Annotated in this window: 20 protein-coding genes; 11 read left to right on the top strand and 9 right to left on the bottom strand. The window is 68.3% G+C overall.

Annotated elements, in window-relative coordinates:
- Nucleotides 1-167 precede the first annotated feature (167 nt).
- Together FFI87_RS25095 and FFI87_RS25090 are read left to right on the top strand one after the other, a co-directional pair.
- Nucleotides 168-437 carry a hypothetical protein gene (locus FFI87_RS25095; RefSeq protein WP_138848633.1) on the top strand — a complete coding sequence of 90 codons (270 nt, stop codon included), beginning with the start codon at nucleotides 168-170 and terminating at the stop codon, nucleotides 435-437.
- Nucleotides 438-616: 179 nt separating this feature from the next.
- Nucleotides 617-1,171, top strand: a complete 555-nt coding sequence (locus FFI87_RS25090) for a DUF3005 domain-containing protein (RefSeq protein ID WP_138848634.1) — start codon at nucleotides 617-619, stop codon at nucleotides 1,169-1,171.
- Nucleotides 1,172-1,234: 63 nt separating this feature from the next.
- Here FFI87_RS25090 and FFI87_RS25085 read toward each other — a convergent pair whose 3' ends face one another.
- Complete coding sequence (locus FFI87_RS25085) at nucleotides 1,235-1,996, bottom strand: DUF4397 domain-containing protein (RefSeq protein WP_012365772.1); 762 nt, start codon at nucleotides 1,994-1,996, stop codon at nucleotides 1,235-1,237.
- Nucleotides 1,997-2,538: 542 nt separating this feature from the next.
- Between FFI87_RS25085 and FFI87_RS25080 the strand changes: the two genes are divergently transcribed.
- Complete coding sequence (locus FFI87_RS25080; protein WP_011658466.1) at nucleotides 2,539-2,871, top strand: hypothetical protein; 333 nt, start codon at nucleotides 2,539-2,541, stop codon at nucleotides 2,869-2,871.
- Between the two features lie 89 nt (nucleotides 2,872-2,960).
- Here the strand turns inward: FFI87_RS25080 and mmsB are convergent, their stop codons facing one another.
- From mmsB to FFI87_RS25065, 3 genes are all read right to left on the bottom strand, one after another.
- Nucleotides 2,961-3,851, bottom strand: a complete 891-nt coding sequence (gene mmsB, locus FFI87_RS25075) for a 3-hydroxyisobutyrate dehydrogenase (protein WP_138848635.1) — start codon at nucleotides 3,849-3,851, stop codon at nucleotides 2,961-2,963.
- 14 nt (nucleotides 3,852-3,865) lie between these two features.
- Complete coding sequence (locus FFI87_RS25070) at nucleotides 3,866-5,392, bottom strand: CoA-acylating methylmalonate-semialdehyde dehydrogenase (RefSeq protein ID WP_138848636.1); 1,527 nt, start codon at nucleotides 5,390-5,392, stop codon at nucleotides 3,866-3,868.
- 120 nt (nucleotides 5,393-5,512) lie between these two features.
- Nucleotides 5,513-6,832, bottom strand: a complete 1,320-nt coding sequence (locus FFI87_RS25065) for an MFS transporter (protein ID WP_012365775.1) — start codon at nucleotides 6,830-6,832, stop codon at nucleotides 5,513-5,515.
- A gap of 144 nt (nucleotides 6,833-6,976) precedes the next feature.
- On the opposite strand from FFI87_RS25065, the gene FFI87_RS25060 reads away from it, so the two are divergent.
- Complete coding sequence (locus tag FFI87_RS25060) at nucleotides 6,977-7,948, top strand: LysR family transcriptional regulator (RefSeq protein ID WP_138848637.1); 972 nt, start codon at nucleotides 6,977-6,979, stop codon at nucleotides 7,946-7,948.
- Between the two features lie 144 nt (nucleotides 7,949-8,092).
- Nucleotides 8,093-8,368 (top strand): hypothetical protein, encoded by a 276-nt coding sequence (locus tag FFI87_RS25055; protein WP_138848638.1) that lies wholly within the window; start codon nucleotides 8,093-8,095, stop codon nucleotides 8,366-8,368.
- Between the two features lie 24 nt (nucleotides 8,369-8,392).
- Here FFI87_RS25055 and FFI87_RS25050 read toward each other — a convergent pair whose 3' ends face one another.
- Nucleotides 8,393-9,115: a haloacid dehalogenase type II gene (locus tag FFI87_RS25050; RefSeq protein WP_138848639.1), complete on the bottom strand. Its 723-nt coding sequence runs from the start codon at nucleotides 9,113-9,115 to the stop codon at nucleotides 8,393-8,395.
- 355 nt (nucleotides 9,116-9,470) lie between these two features.
- Here FFI87_RS25050 and FFI87_RS25045 point away from each other — a divergent pair, with 355 nt between their 5' ends.
- A complete protein-coding gene (locus FFI87_RS25045; protein WP_138848640.1) occupies nucleotides 9,471-11,720 on the top strand; it encodes a putative bifunctional diguanylate cyclase/phosphodiesterase in 2,250 nt (749 codons plus the stop codon).
- A gap of 4 nt (nucleotides 11,721-11,724) precedes the next feature.
- Here the strand turns inward: FFI87_RS25045 and FFI87_RS25040 are convergent, their stop codons facing one another.
- From FFI87_RS25040 to FFI87_RS25030, 3 genes are all read right to left on the bottom strand, one after another.
- Complete coding sequence (locus tag FFI87_RS25040) at nucleotides 11,725-12,798, bottom strand: diguanylate cyclase domain-containing protein (RefSeq protein WP_138848641.1); 1,074 nt, start codon at nucleotides 12,796-12,798, stop codon at nucleotides 11,725-11,727.
- 55 nt (nucleotides 12,799-12,853) lie between these two features.
- Nucleotides 12,854-13,858, bottom strand: a complete 1,005-nt coding sequence (locus FFI87_RS25035; protein WP_138848642.1) for a chemotaxis response regulator protein-glutamate methylesterase — start codon at nucleotides 13,856-13,858, stop codon at nucleotides 12,854-12,856.
- A gap of 393 nt (nucleotides 13,859-14,251) precedes the next feature.
- Nucleotides 14,252-14,476 carry a hypothetical protein gene (locus tag FFI87_RS25030; protein WP_011658476.1) on the bottom strand — a complete coding sequence of 75 codons (225 nt, stop codon included), beginning with the start codon at nucleotides 14,474-14,476 and terminating at the stop codon, nucleotides 14,252-14,254.
- A gap of 294 nt (nucleotides 14,477-14,770) precedes the next feature.
- Here FFI87_RS25030 and FFI87_RS25025 point away from each other — a divergent pair, with 294 nt between their 5' ends.
- From FFI87_RS25025 to FFI87_RS25010, 4 genes are all read left to right on the top strand, one after another.
- Entirely contained in the window at nucleotides 14,771-15,460 is a 690-nt protein-coding gene (locus FFI87_RS25025) for a DUF969 domain-containing protein (RefSeq protein ID WP_138848643.1), read from the top strand.
- A complete protein-coding gene (locus FFI87_RS25020; protein ID WP_138848644.1) occupies nucleotides 15,457-16,407 on the top strand; it encodes a DUF979 domain-containing protein in 951 nt (316 codons plus the stop codon). Before FFI87_RS25025 ends, FFI87_RS25020 begins: the two co-directional genes overlap by 4 nt.
- 10 nt (nucleotides 16,408-16,417) lie before the next feature.
- On the top strand, nucleotides 16,418-17,440 hold the full coding sequence (locus FFI87_RS25015) for a DUF2891 domain-containing protein (protein ID WP_138848645.1): 1,023 nt from the start codon (nucleotides 16,418-16,420) through the stop codon (nucleotides 17,438-17,440).
- Nucleotides 17,441-17,591: 151 nt separating this feature from the next.
- Nucleotides 17,592-18,656, top strand: coding sequence for an asparaginase (locus FFI87_RS25010; protein ID WP_138848646.1), 1,065 nt, complete (start codon nucleotides 17,592-17,594; stop codon nucleotides 18,654-18,656).
- 83 nt (nucleotides 18,657-18,739) lie between these two features.
- On the opposite strand, the gene FFI87_RS25005 is transcribed toward FFI87_RS25010, so the two are convergent.
- Entirely contained in the window at nucleotides 18,740-19,714 is a 975-nt protein-coding gene (locus FFI87_RS25005) for a LysR family transcriptional regulator (protein ID WP_138848647.1), read from the bottom strand.
- Nucleotides 19,715-19,869: 155 nt separating this feature from the next.
- Here FFI87_RS25005 and aspA point away from each other — a divergent pair, with 155 nt between their 5' ends.
- Nucleotides 19,870-21,276 (top strand): aspartate ammonia-lyase, encoded by a 1,407-nt coding sequence (aspA, locus tag FFI87_RS25000; protein ID WP_012365787.1) that lies wholly within the window; start codon nucleotides 19,870-19,872, stop codon nucleotides 21,274-21,276.
- Nucleotides 21,277-21,286: the final 10 nt, after the last annotated feature.

The raw sequence follows: 21,286 nt of genomic DNA, 5'->3' as shown, positions 1-21,286 counted from the left end.
CTCGGATTTGCTGGCGAGTATGGATGGGCGCCGCGACGATGGGAAATTAAATATTCGGCTGAGCGCCAGTTGGAAAATGAATGGGGCGCGACGCGCGTCGGCGCTGACGCGCGGCACGCGGATTGCGCGCCCCCGGCTTCCATTCAATCGACATCAGCGGAGGTGTCATGCAGCGATATTCCATTCGTTACGTATCGCGAGCCGTCTTCGCCGGCATCCTGGTCGCCGGCCTGGCGGCGGGTGCGGGCTGTCAGAAGAAGAGCGAGACCGACACCGGCACCGGTGCGAGTTCGAGCGCCACGGGCGGCATGGCGCCGGCGCCGTCCACCGCGCCGTCGGGCATGCCGAGCAGCGGCACGGCCGGCAGCGGCGTCGACAGCGGCGCGGCGAGCATGCCGGGCGCGGCATCCGCGCCGGCCGGCGCGAGCGGCGGCTGACACGCGGCAGCGGGCGCCGCCCGGCCCTGCCGTGGTGACGTGCCGATTCGGCACGTGCGTCGCAGGGCGCACGCGTGCGACGCCCTGCGCGTGAAAGATTTGCAAGGACCGTTGTAGTGATTCCCGGACCGGCGCCGGCGGTAGCACGCCGGTGCACGCCGTCCGGAACAGGAGGTGCGATGCAGAACGCGGAATCGAATTCAACCCCCGAAAAGCAGCGCGAACAGATCGAGAAGAGCCCGGTGAAGACGCCGGCGGCCGGCGACATGCCGGATGCGTCGACCCAGGCCGCGGAGGTCGCGAAGCGGCCGCTGACGCCGGAGACGATCGCGGCGAAAATGCCGACCGGCCTGCCGCCGATCGACGTCGACGCGCATGCGGTCGACAGCGGCGACCCCGTGCGGCGCGCCGCCGGCCGGATCGTCACGCTCGACAACGCGAACATGGCGATGACCGACAACACGGTCGACGTGGACGGCAAGGGCCTGGAGGCTGCCGCCGGCGCGACCGAGTGGCACGACAACGTGATCTACTCGAATGCGTCGCTCGACGATGCCGTCATGACGCCCGATGAAGGGCTCGGCGGCATCGAGAGCCGGCCGGGCGGCAATGTGCCGCTGATCGGGACGCGGCCGGGCTGGCGCGTCCGGTATGTCGGCGACGTCGAGGTCGAGGTCCAGCATGGCGTCGGCGCGCGGGCCGAACATGTGATCCGTTTCGAGCGGATCGGCTGACGTCGCGATCGTTGCTTCGGCGGACCGCCAGGAGGCGGTCCGCCGCGAGCTTACCGAGAGCCCTTACTGCGGGCCGAGTTCCTGCGCGGACGTGTCCGCATCGTTGCCTTGCGCGACGAGCACGTGAACGTCGTTCGGTATCACGTCGTCAATGCCGCCGGCTGGAATCGTCAACAGCAGCCAGTCGGCGTTGTTGTTCAGCGCGACCGGCGGGGTCTTCAGGATCGGCGTCTTGCTGCCTGCCGTCGTGACGATCACCTGGTAGGTGCCGCCGTTCAGATAGACGGAATCCTGTCCGGATGCCGGCACCGCATTCTGGTAGGCCGCACCGGCCAGCGTCGGGCTTTGTCCCGTGATGTCGGTGCCCGGAGGGACCACGTAGACGTCGACGTTCTGGGCATTCGGCGACGCATTGAAACTACGCACGCGCGCCTTGTCGGACAGCAGCTTCTTGTCGAAGGGGTCGTCGATCAGCGAGATCGCCGACGACTTGCTCGGCAACGCAATGGTCGTGTAGTGGTGACCGTTCGCCGCGCTGAACGACTGCGACGCGACGGTCGTGGTCGTTCCCGATACGTCGTAGCTGGCGGTCTGCGTGCCGGAGTCGATGTCGTGATAGCGGGTCACGCCCTTGTAGGCGATGCCTGACGCGTCGACTTTCGCGTTCAGGTAGTAGTCGAGATTCGGGCCGGCCGGCACTGCGTTGATGAAGCGTGCCTGCGGTTTGGAAATGCCGAGTTCGGTGCCGACGTCGTCGCCGCCGCCGCATGCCGCGAGTACGGAAATGACCGAGCACAGGGCCACTATCGTTCGAATGGATTTCATTATCGTCCTCTCGTTCAGGGAATCTGCTTGCGATGCGACGCCGCCGCACGACGAGAGTCGTCCGGGGCGCAGCGCCGGTTGAGGAAGGATTGCCGTCCGCCGGGGCGGCGGGCGCCTTGATGTCGCAAGGGATGTGCCTGCACGGTTTTGGAACGCGGTGGCGACGGTGGGGCGGTTGTTGTGCGGCGGTTGCCCGGCGTGCGGGTGCGGTTGCATGCCGGGCGTGATTGCGCGAGCGGGCGGCACCGTGCTTGTAAAAAACGGCAACTCTGTGGCGTAACGTGGCGATGCTGGCGCGCGGCGTTTGCCGGCAACGCGCTCTGCGAGCGGCATGGCCCGAACCCGCGCGGCGGCGACCGGGAAAAGCGACTCGCGGGCCAACGCCACACCCTCCGCAGGCCGTAAAACTTGCCGCCAGCGGCACATAGTTTAACCATTCGAAACAATGTGTTCACTGAAAAGGGCATGATCTCCGGCGATCGAGCAGGCATACTGTCGCCTATGTTGCTCAATGCCGTCGAACCGACGTGCGCTTGCCCCCCATGCCCATTCCCGTACCTTTTCGATCCCTCCGATGGTTGACCATCGCGGCTGCTTCATGCTTGCTCGCCGCGTGTTCGACCGCTTCCGACGTGACCACGACGTCGAACCCGAATGTCTTCACCGTGACGACCCGCACGCTCGGCGTGTCGACGACGTGGGCCGACGCCCATGAAAAAGCGGTCAGCGAAGCGACCAACTACTGCACGCAGCGCGGCATGCGCGCGAGCCTGCGGCAAGAGCAGCTGACCGCCGGCCGCCGCGTCGACGCGCGCTCCGAACTCGCGTTCGAGTGCCATCCGACCTTCGAGACCGCGTCGAACCCGCGCGGGTAAGCGCCGCGCCGCCCGTGCTGCTCCCGATGTGAAACGACCCGCGATGCCGTTGACGGGCATCGCGGGCCGGCGCACGTCCGTCGGTCGCGTTACGCGGGTTTTGTCTCGTACAGCTTCACGCACGCGGAGAAGTCGAGCGCGCCGAGCCCCTGCTGGCTCATCGACTGATAAAGCTGCTGCGCGAGCGCGCCCATCCACACCGGTTGCCGTGCGCTGCGCGCGGCTTCGGTCGCGAGCCCGAGATCCTTCAGCATCAGGTTCGCGGCGAAGCCGCCGGCATAGCCGCGCGCGGCGGGCGCCGCGTCGTTTACGCCCGGGTACGGGTTGTACGTATCCGAGCTCCAGCAGCGGCCGGTCGACGTGTTGATGATGCCGGCCAGCACGGCCGGATCGATGCCCAGCGCGGCGCCGAGCGCCATAGCTTCCGACACGCCCATCATCGAGATCCCGAGCAGCAGGTTGTTGCAGATCTTCGCGATCTGCCCGGTGCCCGTGCCGCCGCAGTGCACGACGTTCTTCCCCATGTCGAGCAGCACCGGACGGATGCGCTCGAACAGCGCGGCCGGCGCGCCGACCATGAAGGTCAGCGTGCCGGCCTGCGCGCCGCCGGTGCCGCCCGACACCGGTGCGTCGGCCAGCGGAAAGTCGTGCTGCGCGGCTGCGTCGGCCACCGCGCGTACGCTGTCCGGGTCGATCGTGCTGCAGTCGACGAAGGTGGCGCCGGCGCGCGCGCCGGCCAGCACGCCGTCGTCGCCGACATAGACCGCGCGCACGTGCTGCGCGGCCGGCAGCATCGTGATGACCAGCGACGCGCGTGCGGCCGCGTCACGCGGCGACGCGGCCGCCGTCGCGCCCGCGCGCACCGCGGCGTCGACCGCGTGCGCGTCGAGGTCGAACACCGTCAGCGCGTGGCCGGCCTTGAGCAGGTTGGCGGCCATGGGGCCGCCCATGTTGCCGAGTCCGATGAATGCGATTTCCATGTGCGGACTCCTGCTCAGCGCAGCGCGATCGTCGTGTTCACGCCGCCGGCCGTCGCGTCGTCGTCGAACCAGCGCGCGGTGACCGTCTTCGTCTGCGTGTAGAACTGCACGACCTGCTTGCCGTACGGGCCGAGATCGCCGAGCTTCGAGCCGCGCGAGCCGGTGAAGCTGAAGTAGGGCACCGGGACCGGGATCGGGATGTTGATGCCGACCTGACCGACGTCGATCTCGCTCTGGAACTTGCGCGCGGCCGCGCCGCTCTGCGTGAACAGCCCGACGCCGTTGCCCATCGGGTTCGCGTTGACGAGCGCGATCGCGTCGTCGAGCGTGTCGGCTTCGAGCACGACCACCACCGGCCCGAAGATTTCTTCCTGATAGATCGACATGTCGGTCGTCACGCCCGAGAAGATCGTCGGGCCGACGAAGTTGCCCTGCTCGTAGCCGGGCACCTTCACGTCGCGGCCGTCGAGCAACAGCGTCGCGCCTTCCTTCACGCCGGCGTCGATCAGCGACAGGATGCGCGCCTTCGCCGCCTTCGACACGACCGGGCCGACGTCCGTGCCGGCTTCGGCGCCCGCGTTCACCTTCAGCGCCTTCGCCTTTTCGGCCAGATCGGGCAGCCAGTCGCGCGCGCGGCCGACCAGCACGACGACCGAGGTTGCCATGCAGCGCTGGCCCGCCGCGCCGAAGCCCGCGCCGACCAGCGCGTTGATTGCCTGCTCGCGGTGCGCATCGGGCAGCACGACCGCGTGGTTCTTCGCGCCCATCATCGACTGCACGCGCTTGCCGTGCTGGCTGCCGAGGTTGTACACGTGCGTGCCGACGCGCGTCGAGCCGACGAACGAGATCGCCTTGATGTCCGGGTGCGTGCAGAGACGATCGACCACCGTCTTGCCGCCGTGCACGACATTCAGCACGCCCTGCGGCACGCCGGCCTCGATCGCGAGTTCGACGAGCTGCATCGTCGACAGCGGGTCCTGTTCGGACGGCTTCAGCACGAATGTGTTGCCGCACACGATCGCCATCGGGAACATCCACAGCGGGATCATCGCGGGGAAGTTGAACGGCGTGATGCCCGCGCACACGCCGATCGGCTGGCGCAGCGTGTAGGTGTCGACGCCGCCCGCGACGTTCTCCGCGAACTCGCCTTGCTGCAGCGTGCCGATCGAGCATGCGTGCTCGACCACTTCGAGGCCGCGGAAGATGTCGCCCTGCGCGTCGGGCAGCGTCTTGCCTTGCTCGGCCGTCAGCGTGTGCGCGATCCGTTCGAGGTTGCGGCGCACCAGGTCCTGGAATTTCAGCATGATGCGCAGCCGCGCGCCGATCGGCGTCGTCTTCCAGGTCTGGAACGCGCGCTGTGCGGACGCGATCGCGGCATCGACCTCGTCGAGCGTCGCGTACGGCACGCGGCCGATCACTTCCTGCGTCGCGGGGTTGACGATGTCGCCCCATTCGGCGCTTTGCGAATCGACGAACGCGCCGTCGATCAGCAGCTTGGCGGTGGGCAGGGCGAGGGTGGTTTGGGGGACTGCGGCGTTCATGGAATCTCCGGGAGACGATGATGCGAGGAAAAACGGGGGCCTGCGTCCGTCGCGCGTGCAGCCGCGGCGGACGACAGGTCGAACAGGAAGCGGGTCAATGCGGGCGGTGCTTCGATGCGCTCATGCGCGCGCCGGGCGCATCAGCGCGGTACAGGCGAGCGCGAACACGCCGAAGCCCATGAGGTAGGCGATCACGTAGTGCGGCTGGCCGCCGCCGGCCTTGAGCAGCGACGTCGCGATCATCGGCGCGAAGCCGCCGCCGATCACGCCGGCGAGCTGCACCGACAGCGAGATGCCGCTGTAGCGGATTTCCGCCGGGAACTGCTGCGCGAACAGCAGCGCCTCCGGCGCATAAAGAATCGGGAACACGACGCCGAGGCCGAGCACGATCGCCCACCATGCGGTCGACGTCTGCTGTGTGCCGAGCATCATGAAGAACGGCGCGGCGAACGCGCACATCAGCACGAGGCCGATCGCGAACATCCTGCGCTGGCCGATGCGGTCGCTGAGATGCCCGCACAGCGGCATCGTGACGAGCGACAGCGCCGCGCCGGCCGTGATCGCATGCAGCATCTCGGCCTTCGGCAGATGCAGCTGCTGCGTCGCATACGCGAGGGCGAACGTGACGACCATGTAGAACCAGGTGTTCTCGGCGGCGCGCGCGCCGACGATCGTCAGCACTTCGCGCGGATGGCGGCGCAGCGCGGCCGTCACCGGCGACTTCTCGGCCTTGCCCTGGCGCTGGATCTTCTCGAAGTCCGGCGACTCCGGCACCTTCGCGCGGATGAACCAGCCGAGGCCGACCAGCGCGATGCTCGCGAGGAACGGCACGCGCCAGCCCCACGACAGCATGTCGGCGTCCGGGAGCGCGGCCACCGCGGCCATCGCGACCGACGACAGGATCAGCCCGAGCCCGACGCCCGTCTGCGGCAGGCTGCCGAACAGCCCCTTGCGGCCCTTCGGCGCATGCTCGACGGCCATCAGCACCGCGCCGCCCCATTCGCCGCCGACCGCCATCCCCTGCAGGAAGCGCATCGCGATCAGCAGGGCGGCGGCCCAGTAGCCGATGCTGTCGTACGACGGGATCAGCCCGATGATCATGCTCGGCACGCCCATCAGCAGCAGCGTGATCATCAGCATCGACTTGCGCCCGATGCGGTCGCCGAAGTGACCGAACACGATGCCGCCCATCGGTCGGCCGATGAAGCCGACCGCGAACGTGCCGAACGCGGCGAGCGTGCCGACGACGGGGTCCAGCGACGGAAAGAAGATGCGGTTGAATACGAGCGCGGCGGCGGTGCCGTAGAGGAAGAAGTCGTACCACTCGATCGTCGTGCCGGCCATGCTGGCCCAGCCGGCCAGCAGGTAATGCCGCGCGGTGCGCTCGGGCGCCGGCGTCGCGACGCTTGCATGCTCATCGAGGGTGGATCGGGTCTGCATGGTGTCTCCGTATTGGATGCCCGCGGCTCATGGTCCGCAGGTCACGGTCGAGTATAGTTATGCGCTGATCCACGATGTACGTACAAGAAAACCGGTTGGATATGCATTTCTGCATATCGACAGCCGGTCTGGAGACGCCTGCCGATGCGACACACCCCCGAGCCGGTTTCCGGCAATCTGAACTGGGACGACCTGCGCTTCTTCCTCGAAGTCGCGCGCACGCAGCGCGCGAGCGGCGCGGCGAAGCGGCTCGGCGTCGACTACACGACCGTCGCGCGGCGCATTCGCGCGCTCGAGGCCGCGATGGGCACGCTGCTGTTCGACAAGTCGCGCTCCGGCGGCTTCACGCTGACGGCCGAGGGGCAGCGGCTCGTCGCGTATGCGGACGCGATGGAGACGACCGTGCAATCCGCGTGCGACCAGGTCGCGAACACCGGCGGCGCGCTGTCGGGCCACGTGCGGATCGGGTCGACCGAAGGGTTCGGCTGCTTCTTTCTTGCGCCGCAGCTCGCGCGGTTTCGCGTCGCGCATCCGCATGTGACGGTCGACCTGCTGCCCGTCCCGCATTTCGTCAACCTGCCGAAGCGCGAGGCCGACCTGGCGATCACGCTCGAGCGGCCTGAGCGCGGGCCTTACGTGGTCACGAAGCTGTGCGACTACCAGTTGCGGCTCTACGCGACGCGCGACTACCTGGCGAACCATGCGCCGATCACCTGCACCGACGATCTCGCGCGGCATGCGTTCGTCAGCTACGTCGACGATCTCGCGTTCAGCAGCGAGCTGCTGTACCTGGAGCGTGCGGTGCCCGGCGCGACGGCCGGGTTGCGCACGACGAGCGTGATCGCGCAGGTGTTCGCCGCGCTGCAGGGCGGCGCGCTCGCGATCCTGCCGTGCTTCATGGCGGCCACGCAGCCGGCGCTGGTGCCGGTGCTGCCGGACGACGTGGTGGTCACGCGGTGCTTCTGGCTGACCTGTCGCGAGGATCTGCGCAAGCTGCGGCGGGTGACGGCGCTATGGGATTACCTGCGCGCGGCGGCTGATGCGAATCGGGCGTTGTTGATGGGGGAGTCGGGGGCGTTGAGATTCGTCGGGGAGAACTCGGACGGCACGCCGTGAGCGAAGCGGTGCGTCACGGGCGTTTCGTCCCGTGTCGATCGACGGATTTCGCGCCGCGTACCGGTTTGACATAGTGGCTTCGCGGGGCGGGCCGCGCATCTGGCGTCCCGGCGTCCCGCATGTCCTGTCATCCGGAGGTGTGCAATGAAGAAGAAAACAGCAATCCTGATCGTCGCGGCGAATGCCGATCCGACTGGGCTCGCGGTCGGGCAGATCATCACCGGCAGCGGCAGCATGGGCCGCGTCAGCATGAAGATCACGAGCGTCAAGCAACAGACCGCCTTTGCCGACCAGCCCTTCGTGCTCGAAGTCGCGACACGCGAGCCGACGTGGTTCGACGACGCCAATCCGATCACGACGATCAGCTACAACAACGAACGCAACCGGGCCGACGTGACGACCTGCACGTTTACGTCGTGACCGTCCGTTCGGGCGCGCGTGGGCTCAACCCGGACAACCGAGCTGGTCCGCGAGTTCGTGCAGGTCCCTGACGTCGAAGTCCCACGCGTCGTCCGCTTGCAGGTCCGTCGTCTGGTTAGGCCCGTGTTCGGTCGGCCGCAGCACGAACGCGGTCGCCAGCCCGAGTTGCCGCGCGGCGGCGAGGTCGCCGTTGTGCGCGGCGACCAGGCACACGTCGGCCGGCGCGACGCCGAGAATCTCGACCGCATCGGTATAGACCTTCGGCGACGGCTTGTACGCGTGCGCGACTTCCGCGCCGAGAATCGCGTCCCACGGCAGGCCGCCGTGCTTCGCGACGTCGATCATCAGCCGGATGTTGCCGTTCGACAGCGGCGCGATCACGTAGCGCTGCTTCAGCCGCTGCAGCGCCGCGACCGAATCGGGCCACGGATCGAGCCGGTGCCACGCGAGGTTGAGCGCGTCGATCTCGTCATCGGGCGCGCCGTCGATGCCGTAGCGGTCGAGGGTGCGCACGAGGTTCTCGCGATGCAGCACGTCGAGCCGCACGTAGCGGCGGCGGCCGCTGCGGATTTCTTCCATCGACGGCGAATATTCGCGGCGCCACGCGTCGGCGAATTCGAGCGGATCGAGATCCGCCCCATGGCGCGCCAGGAACGCGGCGGCTTCGCGCGCGACGCCGTTTCTCCAGTCGACGATCGTTCCGAACACGTCGAAAACGAGCGCCTTGATGTCGGCAGGGTTCGTCATGGGGCTCCGTGAAGATCGGTGAAGGACGGCGCGATGCGCTGCATGGCGGCGCGCGACGCCGGGTTCAACGACATTGGATCACGTATCCGCAAACGCGGCTGGCCGGTTCATCGTGGTGCAATCATCTGATGAATGGCGTTTCGACAATGCATGCCGGCCGCGACCGCGCGTAAGCCCTGATGCGCAATGGATACGCGGGGCGTCGTGGATTGGTGTTAAATGTACTTTGGTGCGCGTTGCGGCGCGCGCCCATGGGGACGCATCGGGTTCACGTAAACCCGGAGCGATAAACGGCACGCAGGACCGCTAACGAATCGGGCGCATCAGACCCGATCGAACTGACGGCAGGATTCACTTGAATACCGAACCGCAAAGTTCTCGATACAGCCTCGGCCTGGCGGCGGAAGTCCTCGCGTCCGAGCAAAGCGTGCTGAGGCTGATCACGCGCAACACACCGCTGCCGGAACTGCTCGTCGAGGTCTGCCGGCGCGCCGAGGCGCTGCTCGGCGAAGGCGCGTCGTGCACGATCCTCCTGCTCGACGCGGACGGCGTGCATGTGCACGTCGGCGCCGCGCCGTCGCTGCCCGCGCAGTACAGCGCCGCGATCGAAGGCGCGTCGATCGGGCCCGCCGCGGGCTCGTGCGGCACCGCGATGTACGAGCGCCGGATGATCGCCGTCGAAGACATCGAAACCGATCCATTGTGGGCCGACTATCGGGCGTTCGCGCTGCCGCTCGGCCTGCGCGCCTGCTGGTCGGTGCCGTTCCTGGACGAGACGGGCACCGTGCTCGGCGCGTTCGCCGTCTATCACCGCGCGCCGCGGCGGCCCAGCGACACGGAAACCGACCTGCTGCGCGATATCGGCAACAGCGTCGGCCTCGCGGTGCACCAGGACTCGATCGCTCGCCAGCTCGTGCACAGCGAGGAGCATCACCGCCTGGTCGTCAACAGCCTGAACGAAGGGATTCTCATGTTGTCGCCCGACGGCGTGGTAATCGCGAGCAATCCGAGCGCGAACCGGATGATGCGCGTGAAGGGCGAGCTCGTCGGGCGCCGGCTGTCGAGCGTGATCCTGTACAAGCTGCGCGAGGACGGCACGCCGATCGCGCCCGACGAATGGCCGAGCCGGCTCGCGTTCACCACGGCCACGCCGCTGCTCGACTATTCGGTCGGCTTCGGGCTCGCGGACGGTGACATCATCTGGGTGCGCGGCAACGCGGTGCCGATCGTGAAGCCGGGCGAGACGCGGCCCGAGTCGGTGCTCGTGTCGTTTCACGACATCGGCCCCGTGCGCGAAGCGCAGCAGCAACTGCGCTACCTGGCGACGCGCGACGCGCTCACGGGCCTCTACAACCGGCGCTGGCTCTCCGAGCGGATGCGCGAGCTGTTCGGCACGCACGATGCGGCGGCCGGGCCCGCGCGCGTCGCGATCCTGTTCATCGATCTCGTCGGGTTCAAGAAGGTCAACGACACGGCCGGCCACGACGCCGGCGACGCGCTGCTGCGCAGCGTCGCGGCGCGCCTCGCGGCCTGCGCGGGCGGGCGCCACGCGCTCACGCGCGTCGGCGGCGACGAGTTCGTGATCCTCGTCGACCAATGCGACGATCCCGACGAACTGTCCGCGCTCGCGCGCGAGGTGATCGACACGATCGCGAAGCCGTTCGCGATCGCGAACAACGAGTACTGGCTCGGCGTGTCGATCGGGATCAGCGTCGCGCCGCGCGACGGCGACGATGCGGTCACGCTGATGCGCAACGCCGATTCCGCGATGTACGACGCGAAGCAGCGCGGCCGCAATCATTTCACGTTCTTCACCGCGCAACTGAATCTGCGCCTGCAGCGCCGCTTCGCGATCGAGCAGTCGCTGCGCCGCGCGATTTCGTCGGACGCGCTGCGGCTCGCCTACCAGCCGGTCGTCGACGCGCGCAGCGGCCGCACCGTCGGCGCCGAAGCGCTGCTGCGCTGGACCAGCCCCGAGCTCGGGCCGATGTCGCCGACGGAATTCATCCCGGTCGCGGAAGATACGGGGCTGATCGTGGCGATCGGCCAGTGGGTGCTCGAAACGGCCTGCCGGCAGGCCGCCGAATGGCGCCGCACGATCGCGCCCGACCTGATGCTGGCGGTCAACCTGTCGCCGCGGCAGTTCCACGAGGGCCTCGTCGAGTCGGTCGGCCGCTGCCTCGCGCAGACGCAGCTCGACCCGGGCGCGCTCGAGCTGGAGATTACCGAAGGACTGCTGATGAACGACACGGACACCGTGCTGCCGATGCTCGAGGCGCTCACGGACATGAACGTGCGGATCTCGGTCGACGATTTCGGCACCGGCTATTCGTCGCTTGCGTACCTGAAGCGGTTTCCGCTGCATAACCTGAAGGTCGACCGTTCGTTCGTGTCGGGCGTGCCCGATCATCGCGACTCGGTCGCGATCACGCAGGCCGTCGTCGCGATGGCGCATTCGCTCGGGATGAAGGTCACCGCGGAAGGGGTCGAGACCGAGGCGCAGTCGTGGTTCCTGCAGCAGATCGGCTGCGACATGCAGCAGGGCTACCTGTTCGGCCGGCCGCTCGATCCGGCCGACTACGCGCGCCGGCTCGTCACCGTATAGGCGCTCAAGCGAAACCGCCGCCGGGCGGACGCGCAGGCGGCGCATCGATCTCCACGCGATTCTTGCCGTCGTGCTTCGCGCGATACAGCGCGCGATCGGCCGCCTCGATCAGCGACGTCGTCGGCACGCCGGCAGCCGGCACGATGCTCGCGCCGCCGATGCTGATCGTCACGTAGCGGCCCGTCGACGAGTGCGCGTGCTCGAGCCGCAGCGACTCGATCGCGAGGCGGATCTTCTCGCCGAGCAGCCGCGCGGCGCCCGGCGACGTGGCCGGCATCACGACCGCGAACTCCTCGCCGCCGAAGCGCGCGGCGAGATCGCCGGACTGCCCGAGACAGCGCTCGATGGTCGACGCGACCTGCTTGAGCACGCTGTCGCCCGACACGTGGCCGTACGTGTCGTTGTACAGCTTGAAGTTGTCGACGTCGATCATCAGCAGCGACAGCTCGCTGCGCTCGCGCGCGCCGCGCCGCCATTCGGCCGCCAGATATTCGTCGAGATAGCGCCGGTTCGATAGCCCGGTCAGGCCGTCCGAATGCGTGAGGCGCCGCAGTTCGAGATTGGCCTCGAGCAATTGCTGCTGCGATTGCCGCAGCGCGCGATAGGCCTCGTCGCGTTGCAGCAGGCTCATGTACGAGCGCGAGTGATAGCGGATTCGCGCGACCAGCTCGATGCGGTCGGGCAGTTTCACGAGGTAGTCGTTCGCGCCGGCCGCGAACGCGGCGCTCTTCACCACCGGCTCTTCCTGCGTCGACAACACGATGATCGGCACGTCGCGCATCGCCGGATTCGCGCGGTACGCCTTCACGAGGGTCAGCCCGTCGGTGCCGGGCATCACGAGATCCTGCAGGATCACCGTCGGCCGCGTCTCGATCGCGGTCGCGAGCGCGTCGTCCGAGCGCGGGCAGTAGTGGAAGTCGATGCCGTCCTCGTCGACGAGCGCGCGCCGGATGGCTTCCGCGACGATCGTCTGGTCGTCGACCAGCAGGACCATCGCGGGAGCGTCTGCGTGCGGCGTGGGGCCGGCGTCGAACGCCGCGTGCAGGCCGCCGGACGGGCGGGAGAGGTCGCTGGTCATGATGGATGCCGGGTTGCGCCCTGGCCGCGAGGGGTGTGACGGGAGTTCATCGGGCTCAGATCCGCGCGAGTGCCGCCAGCTCGCCCGCGATACGTTCGAGCGGCAGGATCGCGCGTGCCGCGCCGAGCGTCGCGGCCGCTTTCGGCATCCCGTAGACGGCGCTGGTCGCCTCGTCCTGCGCGATCGTGTGGTAGCCCTTCATGCGCAGTGCCTTCAGGCCGATCGCGCCGTCGCGTCCCATGCCGGTCAGCAGCACGCCGATCACGCGGCCCGGCCAGTGCTCGGTCAGGCTGTTGAAGAACACGTCGACCGACGGCCGGTACGGCGTGGCGGCCGGTTCGCGCGTGTATTCCAGCGTGCCGGCGCGCGTAATGCGCAGGTGATCGTCGGTCGCCGCGAGCAGCGCGACGCCCGGCTGCGGGCGGTCGCCTTCGCGCGCGACGCGCACGGTCAGCGGCGTCTGGCCGTCGAGCCATTGCGCCATCCCTTCGGCGAACGCGCGATCGACGTGCTGGACGATCACGATCGGCGCGCTGAAGTTGGCCGGCAGGCTGCCGAGGATCGACGCGAGCGCGCCGGGGCCGCCGGCGGACGCGCCGATCGCGATCAGCGGGCCGCCGCTCGCGCGCGTGGTCGTGCCGGCCGTGCGGACGCCACCGGGCGCGTCGAGCAGCCGGCCGATCTGGTCGATTTTCGCGAGCAGGAGCCGGGCGGTGTCGCCGGCCGCGCCTTCGCCGAGGCGGGGCGTGTCGACCGCGTCGAGCGCGCCGGCGCCCATCGCTTCGAACACGCGCCAGGCGTTCGCGCCGATGCAGCTCGTCACGATCAGGATCGCGCACGGGCGGCCGGAGCGCATGATCCGCCGCGTCGCCTCGATCCCGTCGCACTTCGGCATGATCAGGTCCATCAGCACGACGTCGGGCGGTTGCGTGGCGCACAGGTCGACGGCCTGCGCGCCGTCGGTCGCGACCCACAGCACGCGATGCTCGGGCCGGCGCGCGATCGCACGGCGCATCGCCTCGACGGCAAGCGGGAGGTCGTTGACGATGCCGATGTTCACAAGCGGGATACTCCGGTCGGTTCGTAGTGTTGGAGATGGGCCGGGTTCATGGAAGGCAGTGCCGGGTCGGCGCCGCCGAACGGTATCGGCGGGCGAACGGCACGGAATTCTTTTCGATTGGCAACGCCCCGCATGCTGTCATGCGGCGCGAGCGGCGGCAATCGAAAAAATTGCGCATTGCGTCGTTCTGACCCTTTCCTCTAGGGAGAGGCGGCCATTTTTGGCGTCCGCGCGGCCGAACGACGACGGGCGCGAGGGCCGCGAGGTGGGACCGAATCGACGGCTCGAGAGCGGGCACGCGTTGTCTACCGCAAGTTTGCGGTCGATGCCGAGGCCGATGCAGTGCGGGTGCGGCGCGACCCCGCTGCGGGCCGAAGACGCGGGGCCGCGCCATCAATGGCTGCGCGCGTACCCCTGGATCAGCGCGCGCATCATTCCTTCGACGGTCGCGTCGAGCAGGTCGGCTTCCTGCTCGGATTCTTCCACGAGCGCGGCATAGGCGGTCGCGAGCGTCACGCGGTCGACTTCATGGCGTTGTTCCATCAGCGTCACCATCCCGTCCTTCGCCAGATGAGCGGAGAACTCACGGCTGCCGATGGTCTGGAATACGTCAATCATGGCGGCTCTCCCCAACGTTGCCAATGCCTTCCAGTGTAGTCGGCGTACCGGCGCTCCGCCATGCGCGGCGGGAGCAGGGCGTGCGGCGCGGGCCGTTCCGGTCGGCACCTCTGAAAACACCGCCGTAACACCGGTGGCGCACCGTCGTACCGGTTTCAACGTTTACCCGAAGCACCAAATTGTCGACTTTTTATCGATAAAGTCTCGTGCTAGATTTTGCGACCTGAAACCGGTCGAAACCGGGCGGGGGCGGCGCGTCTTGACGGCGTCGCGCAACCATCACAAGGAGGAGCAATGCTGGTGCTGATTGGGGTGCCGATCGTCGTGATCGGTTTCGCGCTGCGCTTCAACGCGCTGCTGGTGGTCACGATCGCGGGCCTCGCGACGGGGCTGGCGGGCGGGATGAATCTTGTCGACATCGTCAGCGCGTTCGGCAAGGCGTTCACCGACAACCGCTACATGGGGCTGATCTGGCTGACGCTGCCGGTGATCGCGCTGCTCGAGCGCAATGGCCTGAAGGAGCAGGCGAAGCGGATGATCTCGCGCGTGCAGGCGGCGACCACCGGCCGCGTGCTGATGCTGTATTTCGTGCTGCGCCAGGCGACGGCCGCGCTCGGCCTCACGTCGCTCGGCGGGCACGCGCAGATGGTGCGGCCGCTGATCGCGCCGATGGCCGAGGCCGCCGCCGTCAGCCAGCACGGCGAGCTGCCGGAGTCGGTGCGCCAGCAGATCCGCGCGCACGCGTCGGCCGCCGACAACGTCGCCGTGTTCTTCGGCGAGGACATCTTCATCGCGATCCAGTCGATCCTGCTGATCAAGGGCTTTCTCGAACAGAACGGCATCGCGATCGAGCCGCTGCACCTGTCGGTCTGGGCGATCCCGACCGCGATCGCCGCGCTGCTGATCCACTGCACGCGGCTCGCGCTGCTCGACCGCCGGCTGTCGCGCGGCTTCGGCGCCTTCGGGCGGGAGGGCGCGCGATGATCGGCCTCGAACCGCTCTATACGCTCGCCGGGCTGATGTTCGCCGCGTTCGCGTGCTTCAACCTGACGGATCGCACGAACCCGCGTCGCGTGTTCAATTTCGCGTTCTGGGCGATCTACGCGCTCACGTTCCTGTTCGGCGCGCTGCTGCCGCACTTCGTGATGGGCTGTCTCGCGATCGCGCTCGCGCTGATCGCGGGCTCGGGCAAGCTCGGACGCGGCAAGTCGGACGAAGCCGGCGACGCGGCGGCCGCGCGGCGCGACGCGAAGGCGCTGCGCTTCGGCAACAGGCTGTTCCTGCCGGCGCTGCTGATTCCCGTCGTCACGCTGATCGGCACGTTCGCGCTGAAGCTCGTGCCGTTCGTCGATCCGAAGAGCGTGACGCTGATCTCGCTCGTGCTCGGCACGCTCGTCGCGTTCGCCGTCGCGCTCGCGATGCTGCGCGATTCACCGGTGCACGCGCTGAAGGAGGCGCGCCACACGATGGACGCGGTCGGCTGGGCCGCGATCCTGCCGCAGATGCTCGCGGCGCTCGGCGCGCTGTTCGCGATCGCGGGCGTCGGCGGCGTGGTGTCCGGGCTCGTGAAGGACTGGGTGCCGATCGACTCGCCGTTCGCCGTCGTCGCCGCCTACACGGTCGGCATGGCGCTGTTCACGATGATCATGGGCAACGGGTTCGCCGCGTTTCCGGTGATGACGGCCGGCATCGGCCTGCCGCTGATCGTCCATCAATTTCACGGCAACCCGGCGATCATGGGCGCGATCGGGATGCTGAGCGGCTTCTGCGGTACGCTGATGACGCCGATGGCCGCGAACTTCAACATCGTGCCCGCGGCGCTGCTCGAACTGAAGGACAAGAACGGCGTGATCAAGGCGCAGTGGCCGACCGCCGTGCTGCTGCTGGCCGTGAACACGCTGCTGATGTACGCGTTCGTATTCCGCTTCTGACGAGGTGCCCATGACCGACCGACTGACTCCCGAACTCGCATCGAAATTCGCGTCGCTCGCGCTTGCGCACCTGACCCGCGAATATCCGAACAAGCTCACGCATTCGCTCGAAGGCCCGCACGACGTGCAGGGGCCGCGCGCGCTGCACCCGATCTTCTACGGCAGCTACGACTGGCATTCGTGCGTGCACGGCTACTGGCTCGTGCTGCGCGTGCTCGAACGCTATCCGGCGCTGCCGGAGGCCGAGCCCATCATCGCCGTCGTCGACGCGCATTTCACCGACGCGAACGTCGCTGGCGAACGCGCGTACCTCGCGCTGCCGCACAACAGCGGCTTCGAGCGGCCTTACGGATGGGCGTGGCTGCTCGCGCTGTCCGCGCAGCTGGAGCGGCTCGCGCTGAAGGGCGTGGTGCCGCAGGCCGCCCGCTGGGCGAAGACGATGGCGCCGCTCACCGACCTGTTCGTCGCGCGCTTCGAGACATTCCTGCCGAAGGCGACCTATCCGCTGCGCGTCGGCACGCACTTCAACACCGCGTTCGCGCTCGCGCTCACGCTCGACTTCGCACGCGCGACGCAGCGCGACGGGCTCGCGGCGCTGATCGTCGATACGGCGAAACGCTGGCACCTGAACGATGTCGCATGCCAGGCGTGGGAGCCGTCGGGCGACGAGTTCCTGTCGCCCGCGCTGATGGAGGCGGAGCTGATGCGGCGCGTGCTGTCGGCCGGAGAATTCGACGGCTGGTTCGCGCGGTTCCTGCCCGGTCTCGCGCGCGGCGAGCCGGCGACGCTGTTCGTGCCGGCGACGGTCAGCGACCGCAGCGACGGCAAGATCGCGCATCTGGACGGGTTGAACCTGAGCCGTGCATGGTGCCAGCGCTCGCTTGCCGGCGCGCTGCCGGAAGGCGATGCGCGGCGCGCGAAGCTGCTCGATGCGGCCGACCGGCATCTCGCGAGCGCGCTCGCGCACGTGGCCGGCGACTACATGGGCGAGCACTGGCTCGCGACGTTCGCGCTGCTGGCGCTCGACGCGTAGTCGCTTCGACGGGGATTGCTGCGCCGGCTTTGCATCCGGCGCAACACCACTTTCCATCGGCCGAGCGGCGCGACCCGGCGGCAAATCGATACACTGCCGTACCGGTTGCACGGGCCCCGGCAATCAGGCCCGACGAAGGAGACAGCACAAGATGGACACCCAACGCGCAGCGGTCGTCACGTACCGCGGCAATGCGATCGAGAACACGCACGTCGCCGATGTGGCGGTGGTGGATGCCGGCGGCAAGCTGCTGTTCAGGCTCGGCGATCCGTTCCGGATGACGCTCGCGCGCTCGGCGGCGAAGCCGGCGCAGGCGCTGTCCGTGATCGAGACGGGCGCGCCGGAGCGGTTCGGTTTCGACGACGCGGACATCGCGCTGATGTGCGCGTCGCACAGCAGCGAGGAGCGGCACATCGCGCGCACGCGGGCGATGCTGGCGAAGGTCGACGCGCACGAGTCGGATCTGCGCTGCGGCGGCCATGCACCGTTGTCGGACGCGGTGTACCGGTCGTGGATCAAGCGCGACTACACGCCGACCGGCGTGTGCAGCAACTGCTCGGGCAAGCACGTCGGGATGCTGGCCGGCGCGCGGGCGATCGGCGCCGCGATCGCCGACTACCATCTGCCGGAGCATCCGATGCAGGTGCGCGTGAAGCAGGTGGTCGCGAACGCGTGCGGCCTGCGCGACGACGAGGTCGACTGGGCGATCGACGGCTGCAACCTGCCGACGCCGGCGTTCCCGCTCGATCGCCTCGCGCGTCTTTACGCGTCGGTGGCCGACGGCGCGGATACGCTGGAAGCCCGCGGCGCGGCGGCGACCGATCGCGTGCGCGCGCTGGCGCGCATTCATCACGCGATGACGGCCCATCCGGAGCTGGTCGCCGGCGAAGGGCGCTACTGCACGGTGCTGATGGACGCGTTCGAAGGGCAGGTCGTCGGCAAGCTCGGCGCGGATGCGTGCTACGGGATCGGCGTACGCGCGTCGGCGCGCACGCGGGAGCTCGGCGCCGACGGCGCGCTCGGCATCTCGGTGAAGATCGAGGACGGCAACATCGACGTGCTGTACATGATGGTCAGCGAACTGCTCGAACGGCTGCGGATCGGCACGGACGCGCAGCGCGCGCGGCTCGCCGCGTTCCACCGGCCGCGGATGCTGAACACGCAGGGCGTCGAGGTCGGGCACGCGACGTTCCCGTTCGAATTGCAGGCTGCCTGACGATAGGTAGCGCATCGACGCGTCGATGCCGCATGCGGGCGTTGCATGCGGCATCGGTACCTGCCTGCTGAACGGCGCGGCCGCTACGCACCCGCGTCGCGAATCTTCATCAGTTCGACTTCCGACAGCTCGCCGATATGCGCGAGATGGTCCGCGAGAAAGTCCTTCAGCACGCGCAGCTTCGCCGAGCTGCGCCGGTTCGCGAGATACGCGATGTAGATGTGCTCGCCCGTCAGCTTGTTGTGCAGCCGATAGCGCGGCAGCACGGCTTCGAGCCGGCCGCTCGCGAGCAGGTCGCGTACCAGCCAGATCTCGAACTCGGCGACGCCGAGCCCCGCGCAGGTCGCCTCCAGCAGCAGCTCCGAATGATCGGTGATGAGGTTGCCGGCCGGCAGCACGCTGTGCCGCGCGTCGCCGCGCACGAGTTCCCAGCGCGGATCGCCTTCGGGATGCACGTAGCGCAGGCAGTTGTGATGCAGCAGGTCGTCGGGCGTCTCGGGCCGCCCGCAGCGGTCGAGATAGCCGGGCGTCGCGCACAGGATGCTGTCGTTGCGCGACAGACGGTGGACGACCAGGTTGTCCAGATAGTTCTCGCCTTCGTGGATGTCGAGATCGTAACCGCCGGCGACGAGGTCGTTGTGGTTGTCGGTGAGCCGCACGTCGAGCTGGATCGTCGGGTAACGCGCGAGAAACGGCGCGATCAGCGGCGCGAGATGGCGGCGGCCGAACGCGACCGGGGCGGTGAGCTTCAGCGGGCCGCTCGGTTGCGCATTGAGCTCCGCGACGACGCGCAGCGTGTCGTCGAGATCGGCGATCAGCGTGACCGCGCGTTCCAGATAGATATGGCCGGCCTCCGTCAGCGTCACGCTGTGCGTCGAGCGGTGCAGCAGCGCGACGCCGAGCGCCTCTTCGATCGCCGTGATCTTGCGCGCGACGGTGGACGTCGACACGTGCATCTCCTTCGCGACCGCGGAAAAGCTCCCCATTTCGACCACACGCACGAACGCGCGCATCGCGCCCAGGTGATCGAGGCCGGTGTCTCTCGCCATGGCTTTCATTCGTCTCTCATTGTTGCGTCCCACGCAAAACCGCTTTCGATAATACAGAAGCGAGCTTCTTTATGCAAAGGCATAGAATGCGATCCCGTCGTCCCGGGAAGCGGCGAGCGCAGCCGGTTTCCGTGGCGGCACGGGACAATTCTGGAGGGGACACCATGACGGCAAACGGCTTTCGCGTCGAAGCGGATCTTTTAGGGAAACGAAGCATTCCGAACGAGGCGTACTACGGCGTCCACACGCTGCGCGCCAAGGAGAACTTCGACATTTCGGGGCGCACGATCGCGTCGCTGCCGTACTTCGTCATGGCGCTCGCGGCCGTGAAGGAAGCCGCCGCCGACGCGAACTGCGAGCTCGGGCTCCTGCCGGCCGCGTATCGCGACGCGATCGCCGCCGCGTGCGTGGAGATCCGCGAAGGCCGGCTGCACGACCAGTTCGTGGTCGACATCATCCAGGGCGGCGCCGGCACGTCGACCAACATGAACGCGAACGAGGTGATCTGCAACCGCGCGCTCGAAATCATGGGACACACGCGCGGCCAGTACGAATACCTGCATCCGAACGAGCACGTCAATCTCGCGCAGAGCACCAACGACGTCTATCCGACCGCGATCCGGATCGCGACCTGCTTCGCGGTCGAGCATCTGCTCGAGGCGATGGCGCGCCTGCGCGATGCGTTCGCGGAGAAGGCCGACGCGTTCTCGGATCTCCTGAAGCTCGGCCGCACGCAGTTGCAGGACGCCGTGCCGATGACGCTCGGCCAGGAATTCTCGACCTACGCGGTGATGGTGACGGAAGACATCGCGCGCCTGCAGGAAGCCGGCTGGCTGATGCGCGAGATCAATCTCGGCGCGACCGCGATCGGCACCGGCATCACCGCGCATCCGCAGTACGCGGAGAAGGCGCTGGCCGCGCTGCGCCGCATCACCGGCCTGGACCTGAGCACCGCGCCGAACCTGATCGAGGCGACGCAGGACTGCGGGGCGTTCGTGCAGATTTCCGGCGTGCTCAAGCGCATCGCGGTCAAGCTGTCGAAAATCTGCAACGACCTGCGGCTGCTGTCGAGCGGCCCGCGCGCCGGGTTCGGCGAGATCAACCTGCCGCCGGTGCAGGCCGGCTCGTCGATCATGCCGGGCAAGGTGAACCCGGTGATTCCGGAGGTCGTCAACCAGGTCGCGTTCGAAGTGTTCGGCAACGACCTGACGGTGACGTTCGCCGCCGAGGCCGGCCAGCTTCAGCTCAACGCGTTCGAGCCGGTGATCGCGAGCGCGCTGTTCCGCAGCTTCAGTCACCTGACGGCCGCCTGCACGACGCTCGCGGGCCGCTGCGTGAGCGGGATCACCGCGAACCCCGAGCGGCTGCGTGACACGATGGAGCGATCGGTCGCGCTCGCGACCGCGCTGAACCCGTACATCGGCTACAAGCGCGCGACCGCCGTGGCCGCCGAGGCGCACGCGAGTGGCAAGTCGATCCGCGAAGTCGTGCTCGAGCGCGCGCTGATGACCGTCGCGCAACTGGACGAAGCGCTGCAGCCCGAAGCGCTGATCCGTCCGCGCGCGTACTGATTCCGGCCGC

The sequence above is a fragment of the Burkholderia sp. KBS0801 genome (assembly GCF_005937855.2).
Classification (GTDB): Bacteria; Pseudomonadota; Gammaproteobacteria; order Burkholderiales; family Burkholderiaceae; genus Burkholderia; species Burkholderia ambifaria.
The sequence above is the reverse complement of the archived record's forward strand: the minus strand, read 5'-3'. Positions and strand labels throughout refer to the sequence as shown.